The organism is Hydrogenophaga sp. (genome assembly GCF_030373225.1).
GTDB lineage: Bacteria > Pseudomonadota > Gammaproteobacteria > Burkholderiales > Burkholderiaceae_C > Hydrogenophaga.
The window spans coordinates 30,363-43,235 of sequence record NZ_JAUCZG010000027.1 but is presented as its reverse complement, the minus strand read 5'-3'; the positions used below and the strand labels follow the sequence as shown (position 1 = coordinate 43,235).

General features: G+C 65.9%; 13 protein-coding genes. 7 read left to right on the top strand and 6 right to left on the bottom strand.

The genetic code is table 11. The annotated features are described in order from the left end of the window. Window positions 1-58 precede the first annotated feature (58 nt). The 4 genes from QUV35_RS14545 to dut all read left to right on the top strand — a co-directional run bounded on the left by QUV35_RS14545 (window position 59) and on the right by dut (window position 4,168). Window positions 59-1,129 carry a TRAP transporter substrate-binding protein gene (locus tag QUV35_RS14545; RefSeq protein WP_300875520.1) on the top strand — a complete coding sequence of 357 codons (1,071 nt, stop codon included), beginning with the start codon at window positions 59-61 and terminating at the stop codon, window positions 1,127-1,129. 176 nt (window positions 1,130-1,305) lie between these two features. Beyond that, a complete protein-coding gene (locus QUV35_RS14540) occupies window positions 1,306-1,908 on the top strand; it encodes a TRAP transporter small permease subunit (RefSeq protein WP_300875518.1) in 603 nt (200 codons plus the stop codon). Further along, window positions 1,905-3,695, top strand: a complete 1,791-nt coding sequence (locus QUV35_RS14535; protein ID WP_300875515.1) for a TRAP transporter large permease subunit — start codon at window positions 1,905-1,907, stop codon at window positions 3,693-3,695. Before QUV35_RS14540 ends, QUV35_RS14535 begins: the two co-directional genes overlap by 4 nt. 23 nt (window positions 3,696-3,718) lie before the next feature. Next, window positions 3,719-4,168, top strand: a complete 450-nt coding sequence (gene dut, locus QUV35_RS14530; RefSeq protein WP_300875512.1) for a dUTP diphosphatase — start codon at window positions 3,719-3,721, stop codon at window positions 4,166-4,168. A gap of 123 nt (window positions 4,169-4,291) precedes the next feature. Here the strand turns inward: dut and QUV35_RS14525 are convergent, their stop codons facing one another. Further along, complete coding sequence (locus tag QUV35_RS14525) at window positions 4,292-4,843, bottom strand: peptidylprolyl isomerase (protein WP_300875509.1); 552 nt, start codon at window positions 4,841-4,843, stop codon at window positions 4,292-4,294. Between the two features lie 107 nt (window positions 4,844-4,950). Between QUV35_RS14525 and QUV35_RS14520 the strand changes: the two genes are divergently transcribed. Next, window positions 4,951-6,009, top strand: coding sequence for a cupin domain-containing protein (locus QUV35_RS14520; RefSeq protein ID WP_300875570.1), 1,059 nt, complete (start codon window positions 4,951-4,953; stop codon window positions 6,007-6,009). A 32-nt stretch (window positions 6,010-6,041) separates the two neighbouring features. Further along, entirely contained in the window at window positions 6,042-6,563 is a 522-nt protein-coding gene (locus QUV35_RS14515) for a hypothetical protein (protein ID WP_300875506.1), read from the top strand. A gap of 58 nt (window positions 6,564-6,621) precedes the next feature. Here QUV35_RS14515 and bamC read toward each other — a convergent pair whose 3' ends face one another. The 5 genes from bamC to QUV35_RS14490 all read right to left on the bottom strand — a co-directional run bounded on the left by bamC (window position 6,622) and on the right by QUV35_RS14490 (window position 10,703). Then, window positions 6,622-7,761 (bottom strand): outer membrane protein assembly factor BamC, encoded by a 1,140-nt coding sequence (bamC, locus tag QUV35_RS14510; RefSeq protein WP_300875503.1) that lies wholly within the window; start codon window positions 7,759-7,761, stop codon window positions 6,622-6,624. Window positions 7,762-7,813: 52 nt separating this feature from the next. Then, window positions 7,814-8,710 (bottom strand): 4-hydroxy-tetrahydrodipicolinate synthase, encoded by an 897-nt coding sequence (gene dapA / locus QUV35_RS14505; protein ID WP_300875500.1) that lies wholly within the window; start codon window positions 8,708-8,710, stop codon window positions 7,814-7,816. A gap of 72 nt (window positions 8,711-8,782) precedes the next feature. Beyond that, window positions 8,783-9,337, bottom strand: a complete 555-nt coding sequence (locus tag QUV35_RS14500; protein WP_300875498.1) for a bifunctional 2-polyprenyl-6-hydroxyphenol methylase/3-demethylubiquinol 3-O-methyltransferase UbiG — start codon at window positions 9,335-9,337, stop codon at window positions 8,783-8,785. Continuing rightward, complete coding sequence (locus tag QUV35_RS14495) at window positions 9,337-9,465, bottom strand: hypothetical protein (protein ID WP_300875495.1); 129 nt, start codon at window positions 9,463-9,465, stop codon at window positions 9,337-9,339. The genes QUV35_RS14500 and QUV35_RS14495 overlap by 1 nt, the downstream gene beginning before the upstream one ends. Further along, window positions 9,462-10,703, bottom strand: a complete 1,242-nt coding sequence (locus tag QUV35_RS14490; RefSeq protein WP_300875492.1) for an MFS transporter — start codon at window positions 10,701-10,703, stop codon at window positions 9,462-9,464. Before QUV35_RS14490 ends, QUV35_RS14495 begins: the two co-directional genes overlap by 4 nt. 167 nt (window positions 10,704-10,870) lie before the next feature. Here QUV35_RS14490 and QUV35_RS14485 point away from each other — a divergent pair, with 167 nt between their 5' ends. Continuing rightward, a complete protein-coding gene (locus tag QUV35_RS14485; RefSeq protein ID WP_300875489.1) occupies window positions 10,871-12,841 on the top strand; it encodes a DNA topoisomerase IV subunit B in 1,971 nt (656 codons plus the stop codon). The last annotated feature ends 32 nt before the right edge of the window (window positions 12,842-12,873 follow it).

Below are 12,873 nucleotides of genomic sequence, written 5' to 3'. Positions count from 1 at the left end.
TCTCCAGCCCGGCCTCGCCGGATTGGGTGTATCCATACCAACCACGGAGTCATACAACATGGATCGTCGTTCACTCATCAAGCATGCAGGCATTGCCGGCGTGCTGGCTGCCGGCGCTGCGCCCGCAGTGCATGCCCAGGCCGCCATCCGCTGGCGTCTGGCATCGAGCTTCCCCAAGGCGCTCGACACCATTTACGGCGCGGCCGATGTCTTTGCCAAGAAGGTCGGTGAAATGTCGGGCGGCAAGTTCTCGATCTCGGTGCACCCGGGCGGCGAACTCATGCCTGCGTTCGGCGTGGTCGACGGTGTGCAGGAAGGCACCGTGGAGTGCGCGCACACCGCGCCCTACTACTTCTTCGGCAAGGACGACACCTTTGCGCTGGACTGCGCCATTCCCTTCGGCCTCAACAGCCGCCAGATGACGGCGTGGATGTACGAAGGCAACGGCATGAAGCTGTTCCGCGAGTTCTACGAGGGTTACAACATCGTGAACTTCCCCATGGGCAACACCGGCGCCCAGATGGGCGGCTGGTACCGCAAGGAAATCAAGAGCCTCAACGACATCAAGGGCATGAAGATGCGCGTTGGCGGTTTCGCCGGCAAGGTGCTCACCACCATGGGTGCCGTGCCTCAAAACATTCCTGGCGGAGAAATCTACCAGGCGCTGGAAAAAGGCACGATCGACGCAACCGAGTGGGTTGGCCCGTACGACGACCAGAAGCTGGGCTTCAACAAGGTGGCACCGTACTACTACTATCCCGGCTGGTGGGAAGGCGGCCCGCAGCTCTCGCTGTACGTCAACAACAAGGCCTACGCGGCGCTGTCGCCCGAGAACAAGGCCATCGTGGAGTGCGCAGCCGCGATCGCCCACACCACCATGCAGGCCAAGTACGACGCCCTGAACCCGGGCGCCTTGAAGCAACTGGTGGCTTCCGGCACCAAGGTGCTGGCATTCCCCAAGTCGGTCATGGATGCCGCTTTCAAGAACTCCATGGCGCTCTACGCGGACAACAGCGCGAAGAATCCGAAGTGGAAGAAGATCTACGCAGCCTTCCGCAAGGACCAGAACCTCTGGTTCCGCTTCACCGAAGCGCAGTTCGACCGTTACATGCAATCGGCCAAGCTGTAATCCACCGTCGAGCACGTCCGGCAAGAAGCCCCGCCCTGGCGGGGTTTTTTGCTCGGACCACCGCTGTCGCGGCTTCGTGCTGCGGCGCCATCGTCAGCCGCCCTTCAGGTGCTGGCGTCTCCGCTTGCTAGACTCGATGGCTTTGTCCGTCCTGTGCCAACCCAATGGGAATTCCCATGTTGTTCCTCCTCAAGATTTCGCGGCTCATCGATGCGCTCGGTGACCTGATCGGCAAGATGGCCATGTGGCTGATTCTGGCGGCCACCTTCATCAGCGCGGGCAACGCGATCGTGCGCAAGGTGTTCAACGTCAGCTCCAATGGTCTGCTCGAGATCCAGTGGTACCTGTTTGCAGCGGTCTTCATGCTGGGTGGGGGTTATGCCTTCTTGCGAAACGCCCACGTCCGCATCGACTTCATCTCCGGCAAGTTCAGTGCGCGCACCCGCAACTGGATCGACGTGGCCGGCATCATCGTCTTCCTGTTTCCCATGTGCTACATGATGGCCACGCTGGGCTGGCCGTTGTTTGAGCGGGCCTGGACCTCGGGCGAGATGTCGTCCAACTCGGGCGGTCTCATCCGCTGGCCGGTGTACGGCCTGATCCCGCTCGGTTTCACCTTGCTCTTCGTCCAGGGCGTCTCCGAACTCATCAAGCGCTTCGCCTTTCTCACCGGCAACGGACCCGACGTGTTGAGCCACACCGGCCCCTCCGAGACCGAGTTGCTGGCCGAACAGATTGCCGCTGACGAAAAGGCGCGCCGCGCAGGAGCAGCGACATGATCGAACTGTTGACGCAGAACTTCGTGCCCGTGATGTTCGTGGGCCTCCTGGTCTTTTTGCTGGCGGGCTTTCCCGTCGCGTTCTCGCTGGCTGCCACGGGGCTGTTTTTCGGCTTCATCGGCATGGAGCTGGAGCTGTTCCCCTCCAACCTGTTCCAGGCATTGCCGCTGCGGGTCTTCGGCATCATGCAGAACGACACGCTGCTGGCCATTCCGTTCTTCACGCTCATGGGCATCATCCTCGAGCGCAGCCGCATGGCCGAGGACCTGCTCGAGACGGTGGGCCAGGTGTTCGGCCCGGTCCGCGGCGGGGTGGGCATCGCGGTGGTGCTGGTCGGCGCCCTGCTCGCCGCCACCACGGGTGTTGTGGCGGCTTCCGTGATTTCCATGGGCCTGATCGCCATGCCCATCATGCTGCGCTACGGCTACAACCGAACCATTGCCACCGGCACCATCACCGCGTCGGGCACGCTGGCGCAAGCCTTGCCGCCGTCGCTGGTGCTGATCGTGCTGGCCGACCAGCTGGGCCGCTCGGTGGGTGACATGTACGCCGGCGCCCTGGTGCCCGGCCTCATGCTGGTCGGCCTGTACCTGCTGTTCATCGTGGCGGTGGCGCTGGTCAAACCCTCCTGGGTGCCGGCTCTGCCACCCGAGGCACGCATTTATTCGCAACCCGACGGCTCCAGCGGTCACCTCTCCCTGATCGCACTGCTCGCGTTCTGTGGTCTTGCGGGCTTTGGTTGGTCGCAGGTGCACGAGTCGGTGATGAACCCGTGGCTGGGGCGAGAGCTGCCGGCGCCGGGCGACGAAATCTTCATTCTGTCGATGACGATCTCGGCCTTTCTGGCCCTCGGGCTGGCCCTGCTGAACCGCCTGTTCAGGCTGGGCCTGCTGTCGCGCCTGACCGAGCGCGTGACCTTCGTGCTGATCCCGCCGCTGGTGCTGATCTTCCTGGTGCTGGGCACCATCTTCCTGGGCGTTGCCACGCCCACCGAGGGTGGCGCCATGGGCGCGCTGGGCGCGCTCATCATGGCCGGTGCGCGTCGCACGCTGTCGTTCAAGCTCCTTCAGCAGGCGCTGGAAAACACGACCAAGCTGGCCATCTTCGTGATGTTCATCCTGATCGGCTCGACCGTCTTCAGCTTCACCTTCAATGCGGCCGACGGTCACATCTGGGTCGAGCACCTGTTCGACAAGCTGCCGGGCGGCCAGCTGGGCTTCCTGCTGGTGGTCAACCTGCTGGTCTTTGTGCTGGGCATGTTCATCGACTTCTTCGAGATCGCCTTCATCGTCGTGCCCTTGCTGGTGCCGGTGGCCGAGAAGCTCGACATCAACCTGATCTGGTTCGGCATCATCCTGGCCATGAACCTGCAGACCTCGTTCCTCACGCCGCCGTTCGGCTTTGCGCTGTTTTACCTGCGCAGCGTGGCTGCCCGCAACGACTACGACGATGTGGTCACGGGCAAGCGGATTCCGGCGGTGACGACCGCACAGATCTACAAGGGCTCGATCGCCTTCATCGTGCTGCAGGTGATCATGGTGACGGTGATCGTCCTCAACCCGGGCATCGTCACGGGCAACCTGGATGTGGCTGTGAAGGTGGACGAGGCCACGGTCAACGACATGTTGCGCAACATGCCTGGTCTCGAGGAGGAAGAGCCTGCGGCGGCCGAGGAACCCGGTGCCGAGCCTGGCGCCGAGGGCGGCACAGCGCCCGAACCCGCGGCTGAAGAAGCCGAGCAGGACCCGATGAAGGCGATGGAAGAAGCGCTCAAGAAATCCGAATGACCCGTTCGACTGGAACCCGCTGAATGCGCATCGATGTGAAAGTGCTGGATCCGCGCATGGCGGACCAGCTCCCCGCCTACGCCACCGGCGGCAGCGCAGGTCTGGATCTGCGAGCCTGCCTGGATGCGCCGCTGACACTGGCGCCCAACGCGTGGCAACTGGTGCCCACCGGCCTGGCCATCCACCTGGCCGACCCTGGCTTTGCCGCCATGATCCTGCCGCGCTCGGGGTTGGGCCACAAACACGGCATCGTGCTGGGCAACCTGGTCGGGCTGATCGACAGCGACTACCAGGGCCAGCTCATGGTGAGCGCCTGGAACCGCAGCGGCGTGCCCTTCACCATCGAACCCATGGAGCGCATTGCGCAGATGGTGATCGTGCCCGTGGTGCAGGCGCAGTTCAACGTGGTGACCGACTTCGAAGCCGCCAGCGAACGCGGCGCTGGGGGATACGGCTCAACTGGCCGCGGCTGAAGCGCAGCGATCCGGCGCCAGGCCGCCCCAAGCCGGATCAGCCCCCAGACCCGGCAAGGACCGGGCCCTTCCCTGTCCTGGGGCAGCGACCCGCGCAGCGGCGGAGCGTGGGGGCAGCATCGTTCAGTGAAGTGTTCGCGGTCCCGGTGGCGTGATGCCCGGGCCTTGCAACTCGTCGGGCTCGTCCACCTGCATGCGGAAGAAGCCGGTGCCCAGCGACCCTTTGCCCACCTCGGCCTCGGTCGCTTCGCGCACCGAATGCACCTTCATTGAAATGCGCAGCGCAATGCCGGCCAGCGGGTGGTTGCCGTCGAGCACCACATGGTCGGGATAGATGTCGCTCACGAAGTACAGACGGTCTCGGGGCGCGGCGGGGTTGCAGCCTGCAGGCAGGCCCTCGAAGCCCATGCCTTCTTCGAGGTCGTCGGGGAACAGGTGGCGCGGCTCCAGGAAGAGCAGGGTGTCGTCGTAGTCCCCGAAGCCGTCGACCGGCTCCAGATGCAGCTCGATGGTGTCGCCCGGCGAGTGGTTCAGGAGACCTTCTTCGATCCTGGCCAGCAGGTCGTTGCCTCCGACCAGAAATTCCACGGGCTCTTCCAGCACATCAAGCGCTTCGCCCAGCGTGTCCTTCAGTGTCCAGGTCAGCGCCACGACGCATTGTTGGGTGATTTTCATCCGACAATTGTCCCATGTTCAAACCCGTCACCCCTGGCCAGCGCCCTTCCGCCGTCGCTCCCGATGCACCCACCCGCCTGCTCGGCGACCTGTCGGCGGCGCAGTTCATGCGTCGCCACTGGCAGAAAAAACCCCTGCTGATCCGCCAGGCCATCCCCGGCTTCAAACCGGTGCTGGGCCGCTCGCAGCTGTTTGATCTGGCCGGCCAGGAAGCCGTGGAATCGCGCCTGATTGTGCGCAAGGGCCAAGGGTGGACCCTGAAGCAGGGGCCGTTCAAACGCAGCGCGTTGCCGCCCCTCAAGCAGCCCGGCTGGACCTTGCTGGTGCAAGGCGTGGATCAACACGTCGATGCGGTGCACGACCTCCTGCAACGCTTCCGCTTTGTGCCCGATGCGCGCCTGGACGACTTGATGATCTCCTGGGCCAGCGAAGGCGGTGGCGTGGGTCCGCATTTCGACAGCTACGACGTGTTCCTGCTGCAGGCCAGCGGCCAGCGCCGGTGGCGCATCGGACGGCAGAAAGACCTGACGCTGCAGCCCGATGTGCCGCTGAAGATCCTGCAGCATTTCGAACCCGAGGAAGAGCATCTGCTCGACGCCGGCGACATGCTCTATCTGCCGCCGCGTTGGGCGCACGACGGGGATGCGGTGGGCGATGACTGCATGACTTGCTCGATCGGCTTTCGCGCGCCGCAGCGGGGCGGCCTGGCGGGTGAGTTGCTGCAGCGCATGGCCGACGAGCTCGACGACGAAACGCTGTACCGCGACCCGGACCAACCCGCCACGGCCCATCCGGGCGCCATGCCGGCCGGTCTCGAGGCGTTCGCGGCCGACGCGCTGCAGCGCCTTCTGGCCGAGCGGCAGTCGCTGGCCTGTGCGCTGGGGGAGGTCATGACCGAGCCCAAGCCGCGCATCTGGTTCGACGAAGCGCAGGGCGACTGGGTGGCCGGTGCTGTGCGCCTGGACCGACGCACGCGCATGATGTACGACCTGCGCCACGTGTTCATCAACGGCGAGAGTTTTCGCGCCGGTGGCGCCGATGCACGGCTGATGCAACACCTGGCCGATGCGCGCAGCCTGGACGCCCGCCAGGTGCAGCGCGCCAGCCCGGGAGCCCAGGCCTTGTTGCAGGACTGGTTCGAGGCCGGCTGGCTGCACCGCCTGTGAAGCCCCGCTGATCACCCACCGAGGAGCCCGCCATGACGCCTTCCGACCCATCCAGCACGGCGGCTCCTGCGCCTGGCTTGCCCACCGGGCGCCTGCAGGGCCGACAGGTGTTTGTCGACACCGTGCGCCAGGCGTTCGAGGTGGCGGCGGTGCAAGGCTGGAGCCAGATCACCCTGAGCGATGCCGACTTTGCCGACTGGCCGCTGGGGGAGCGCGCGGTCGTGGATGCGCTCAACCGTTGGGCGAAACGGGGCCGCACGCTGAAGATGCTGGCGCGCAGCTACGACCAGGTGCGCCTGCTGCACCCGCGGTTTGTGCAGTGGCGCGTGACCTGGTCGCACCTGGTCGAGGCGCACGCCTGCCCCGCCGGGTCGGGGCCGGAACTGCCCAGTGCGATCGGTTCACCGGTCTGGACGCTGGAGCGGCTGGACCCGGTGCGCAACACGCTGGTGGCCAGCACGGATGCCGAACGGCGGGTGGCCCTGCGCGAGCGCGTCAACGAGTGCTGGCTCAGGAGCACGCCGGCGTTTCCTGCCAGCCAGCTCGGGCTGTGACCCTGTCCACGCAAAAGGCCGCCCATGGGCGGCCTTTGTTGTTGTTGCGGCGCGCCGCTTATTTCAGATCGTCGGCCAGCAGCTGCGTGATGCGTCGGGCATTGGCCGAGCCGTCGGGCTGGCCCTGGGCGCCGAGCACCGTGACGGTGGTGGCGGTGTCGGCGCTGCGAACCACGACCTGGTAACGCTCGGTCGCCGCTTCGGGTTTGGAGGCGCCGAACAGCTTGCCCAGGAAGCCGGGTTCCTTGGCGTTGGTCAGGGGTTCGACGTAGCGAACAAAGTAGATGCCCTTGCTGCGGTCCCGGTCCTCCACGGTGAAGCCGGTGCGGTCCAGCGAGAGACCGACCCGGCGCCAGGCGCGGTCGAAGTTGTCCTGGAACTGCACCACCGGGGCGTTGTTCACCATCACCACCTTGGCGGCCGCCTGCACCGGCGCGGAAGCGGTGACGGCTTGTGCCTGCGCCTCGGCCACACCGAGCTTGATCATCAGGCGGCGCAGGAACTCGGTCTCGAGTTCCACGTCGGCCGGCCGGGGTTGCCAGATGGTCTGGTCGTTGTCCTTGGTGGAATACACCTCGACCATGCCGCGGTGGCTGATGTAGATCTCGGTGCCGCCATTGGCGGTGCGTTCCAGACGGGTGCGGAAGCGGTCGCGTTCGCCTGTGGAGTACAGGTTCTCGAAGATCCTGCCGATGGTGGAGCGGATGAAATCCTGGGGCAGCTTGGCGCGGTTTTCGGCCCAGTCGGTCTCCATGATGCCCAGCGCTTCCTGGTCGATGTCGAGCAGGAAACCGTTCTCCTGCCAGAAGTCCCGCACCGGGCTCCAGAGCTTGTCGGCGGGGCGGTCGATCACCAGCCAGCGCTGGTTTCCGGCGCGTTCGATGCGCACGTCGCCGACCTGGGCCATGGCCGTGGTCGCCGCGCTCGCCTGTGCGGGCTGTGCCGCCTCGAAACCGCTGGCTGTCACGGTGGTGCCCGGCACGTTGTAGCGCGAGTCGCGGCTGAGCTGGGTCAGGTCGGGTGGCACATCCAGTGTGCTGCCGCGCTGGGCGCTCTTGTAGTCGATCTTGTCCTCCTGCAGCATGGAGCAACCGGAGGCGATGAGGCCGGCGGCGACCACCAGCCCCAGGCGGGACCACGCGGCAGCACCGGCCCGGGTCTTGAGGCGGAAGGTCTGATTCAGGGTGGGAGTGGACATGGGGCAGATCGGTGGAGACCGGGAGTGTGTGGGGTGAACAGAAGGGTGGGAGTCAGATCAGGCCGCTTTGTTGCAGCGCGCCTTCGACCTGCGGCACCAGATGGCGCGACATCGGCGTGAGCGGCAGTCGCATGGTCTCACGGCACAGTCCCATGCGGGCCATGGCCCATTTCAGCGGGATCGGGTTGGCCTCGCAGAACAGCTGCTTGTGCACCGGCATCAGGCGGAACTGGATGTCCATGGCGCGCCTGACGTCACCGGCCATGGCCGCCACGCAGAGTTCGTGCATCAGTCTCGGCGCGATGTTGGCGGTCACGCTCACGTTGCCCTGCCCGCCGCACAGCATGAGGGCCACGGCCGTCGGGTCGTCGCCCGAATAGATGGCAAAACCCTTGGGCGCTTCGCGGATCAGCCACTGCGCACGCTCGATGTTGCCGGTGGCTTCCTTGATGCCGACGATGCCGGGCACCTGCGCCAGGCGCAGCACGGTCTCGTGGTGCATGTCTGCCACACTGCGGCCGGGCACGTTGTACAGCACGGTCGGCAGGTCGCCCACGGCTTCGGCGATCGCCTTGAAGTGCTGGTACTGGCCTTCCTGGGTGGGCTTGTTGTAGTAGGGCACGACCTGCAGCTGGCAGTCGGCCCCCACGCTCTGGGCAAAGCGCGCCAGTTCGATGGCTTCGCGGGTGGAGTTGGCGCCGCAGCCGGCCATGATGGGCACGCGTTTGTCGCCGTGCGTTGCGGCCTGCTCGACCGACACGCGGATGATCTCGCAATGTTCTTCCACCGTGACCGTGGGCGACTCGCCGGTGGTGCCGACCACGCCGATGCAGTCGGTGCCTTCGGTGATGTGCCAGTCGATCAGTTTGCGCAGGGTGGGATAGTCCACGCTGCCGTCTTCATGCAGGGGGGTGGCCAGGGCCACGATGCTGCCGGTGATGGTGTTCATTGCTGCAGGCTCAATTGGGGCGCGTGTCGGTGCCGCTTCGTGCGGCGCGGCCTCTCGCGCGGATCGTGCATTCTACCCAGTGGCATCCAGCGGATACCGGGGCGGCGAGTCGGTGTCCGCCGGGTGTTTTCGCACCGCTGCGATGCGCTGCACGAAGCGCTCGGGTCGGTCGCAGAAGCCGTCTTCATAGGCCACCACCCGCAAACCACCGCTCGCCGTCAGGAGTTCGCCCGGCTGCAACAGGAAGTCGGGGCGCGAGGGCTTGCCCACGCTCTCGTTGCCGATGGCAAAGGTTTCGTAGATCAACACGCCGCCCGGCGCCACGCTGCGCGTGATAACCGGCAACAGCGCGCGCCAGAGGTAGTTGGTGACCACCACCGCATCGAAGCTCTCGCCGTCAAAGGGCCAGGGACCGTTCTCGATGTCGGCCAGCACGGCGCGGCCCAGGGGCTTCACCGCTTCGATCGCCTCGGGTGACCGGTCGACCCCGGTGACGGCATGGCCGCGCTGCGCAAACCACCTCAGGTGGCGGCCATGGCCGCAGGCCACGTCGAGCACCGTTCCCCGGGCGGGCACCAGGTGCGACCAGCGCTGCACCCAGGCCGATGGCGCTTCGGTGCCATGCATCAAAAACAACTCCACAGCTGATCAGCAAGACTCACGAGGAAACCAGGCTGGTTGTAGAGCGCGAGCGTGCCCAGCAGGGCGGCGATGACGCCGGTCCACACCAGAGCCCGCAAGGCCACTGGCTTCATGCGGTGGCTCCCAGGCGCTGCGGCGCACGCTCGATGGGCGTCTCGCGCACCGGCAGGTTGATCAGGCCGGCAAACACGCCGAGTGCGATGGAGATGTACCAGACGATGTCGTAGCTGCCGGTGCGGTCGTACAGCACGCCGCCCAGCCACACGCCCATGAAGCTGCCGATTTGGTGGCTGAAGAACACGAAGCCGCCGAGCATGGACATGTGCGCCACCCCGAAGATCTGTGCCACCACCGCGTTGGTGGGCGGAATCGTGGAGAGCCACAGCAGGCCCATCACGCTGGCGAACACATACACGCTCATGGGTGACAGCGGCACGATCAGGAAGATGGCGATCACCACCGCGCGCGCGAAATAGATGAACGACAGGATGTGCCGCTTGGCCATGCGCTGGCCGAGTGCGCCCGCCGCATAGGTGCCGAACACGTTGAAGAGCCCGATCAGCGCCAGCGCATAACTGGCCACTTGCGGCGACAGGCCGTTGTCCTTGAGGTAGCTCGGCATGTGAACGCCGATGAAGACCACCTGGAAGCCGCACACGAAGTAACCCGCCATGAGCAGCTGGAAACTGCGGTAGCGAAAGGCCTCGCGCAGCGCCTGCAGGATGGTCTGCTCGCGCGCGGGCGCCCGCCCGCCGGCAAAGCCGGGTTCACGCAGTCCCCAGGCCAGTGGAACGATCAGCAGCACCGCAGCACCGAGGAACAGCAGCGCCTCCTGCCAGCCAAAGCTGCTGATGAGCCAGCCTTCCACCGGCACCATGAGGAACTGACCGAACGAGCCGGCCGCCGCGGCCACACCCATCGCCCAGGAGCGCTTCTCGGCCGGAATCTGCCGCCCGATGACGCCGTAGATGACCGCATAGGTGGTGCCGGCCTGGGCGGCACCGATCAACACGCCGGCGGTCAGCGCGAACGTCATGGGCGTGGTGGTCAGGGCCATGCCGGTGAGGCCCAGGCCGTACAGCACCGCGCCGCCGATCAACACACGAAACGCGCCGAAGCGGTCGGCGGCCATGCCGGCAAAGATGCCGAACACGCCCCAGGAGAGGTTCTGGATGGCCAGCGCGAAGGCGAAGTTCTCGCGCGTCCAGTCCTGCGCCTGCGTGATGGGCTGCAGCCACAGGCCGAAGCCGTGGCGGATGCCCATCGAGAGCGTGACGATCAGGGCGCCGCAGAGCAGCACCTGAACGGTGGACAGCGGGGTACGTGCGGTGGCGGTGGCGGCGGAAGACATCCGGTGAATGTAGCGAAGAAGCCTGTGCAATGCCTGTCGCCGTCGCGTGCCGGTCATGTCGACTGTTGGCTGGATTGATTCCCGTCGCGCATCACCCGGCGCAAGCGGGAGGGGAATCTGTATTTTTGTACAGTCTTTCGGGCCTGTGGTGCTTACAATCCGCCCCCATGGCCACCCAAACTCCCCCCGTGTATTCCGAAGGTTCCATCCGTGTCCTCAAGGGCCTGGAGCCGGTCAAGCAGCGCCCGGGCATGTACACCCGCACCGACAACCCGCTGCACATCATTCAGGAAGTGCTCGACAACGCGGCCGACGAGGCCCTGGCCGGGCACGGCAAGAAGATCAAGGTCACGCTGCACCCCGACAGCTCGGTGAGCGTGGAAGACGACGGCCGCGGCATCCCGTTCGGCCTGCACCCCGAGGAGCAGGCGCCGGTGGTCGAACTCGTGTTCACCCGGCTGCACGCCGGCGGCAAGTTCGACAAGGGCAAGGGCGGCGCGTACAGCTTCTCCGGCGGCCTGCACGGTGTGGGGGTGAGCGTGACCAACGCACTCTCGACCCGGCTGGAAGTGGCCAGCCACCGCGAAGGGCAGGTGGCCAGGCTCGCGTTTTCTGCCGGTGACGTGATCGAGCCACTGGTGCTGTCGCCCAAAGGCGAGGGCGACCGCAAGCAGGGCACCACGGTGCGCGCCTGGCCCGACGCGAAGTACTTCGAATCCGCCGCGCTGCCCATGCCCGAACTCACCCACTTGCTGCGCAGCAAGGCGGTGCTGATGCCCGGCGTGACGGTGACACTGGTCAACGAGAAGACCAAAGACACCCAGACCTGGCTCTACAAGGGCGGCCTGCGCGACTACCTGCAGCAGACGCTCAACGGCGAGCCGGTGATCCCGCTGTTCGAGGGCGAGGGTTTTGCCGACGGCGGGCACGACAGTTTTGCCGAAGGTGAAGGCGCGTCCTGGTGCGTGGCATTCACCGAAGACGGCCAGCCGGTGCGCGAGAGTTATGTGAACCTGATCCCCACCAGCGCCGGCGGCACCCACGAGAGTGGCTTGCGAGACGGCCTGTTCCAGGCGGTCAAGGGCTTCATTGAACTGCATGCGCTGTTGCCCAAGGGCGTGAAGCTGCTGCCCGAAGACGTGTTCGCGCGGGCCTCGTATGTGCTCAGCGCCAAGGTGCTCGACCCGCAGTTCCAGGGCCAGATCAAGGAGCGGCTGAACTCGCGCGACGCGGTGCGCCTGGTCGGCAGCTTCGTGCGCCCCGCGCTCGAACTCTGGTTGAACCAGCATGTGGACTACGGCCGCAAGCTGGCCGAACTCGCCATCAAGGCCGCGCAGTTCCGCCAGAAGGCCGGCCAGAAGGTCGAGAAGCGCAAGGGCTCGGGCGTGGCGGTGTTGCCGGGCAAGCTCACCGACTGCGAGAGCAAGGACCTGGCGCACAACGAGGTGTTTCTGGTCGAGGGCGACTCGGCCGGCGGCAGCGCCAAGATGGGCCGCGACAAGGAATGCCAGGCCGTGCTGCCGCTGCGCGGCAAGGTGCTCAACACCTGGGAAGTCGAGCGCGACCGGCTGTTTGCCAACAACGAGATCCACGACATTTCCGTGGCCATCGGTGTGGACCCGCACGGCCCGAACGACACGCCCGACCTGAGCGGCCTGCGCTACGGCAAGGTCTGCATCCTGTCGGACGCCGATGTCGATGGCTCGCACATCCAGGTGCTGCTGCTCACGCTGTTCTTCCGCCACTTCCCCAAACTCATCGAGGCTGGCCATGTGTTCGTGGCGCGCCCGCCGCTGTTTCGCGTGGACATTCCCGCGCGCGGCAAGAAGCCTGCGGCCAAGCAGTACGCGCTCGACGATGGTGAACTGCATGCCATCCTGGACAAATGCGCCAAGGACGGCGTGCCGCCCGAGAAGTGCCAGATCAGCCGTTTCAAGGGCCTGGGCGAGATGAACGCCGAACAGCTCTGGGACACCACGCTCAATCCCGACACCCGCCGTCTCATGCCGGTGGTGCTGGGCGCGATCAACTTTGCCGACACCGAAGCCCTCATCACCAAGCTCATGGGCAAGGGCGAAGCCGCCTCGCGCCGTGAACTGATGGAACTGCACGGCGACTCGGTCGAGATCGACATCTGACCCGACCTTCGAACGCCCTTTTTTGAACCGAC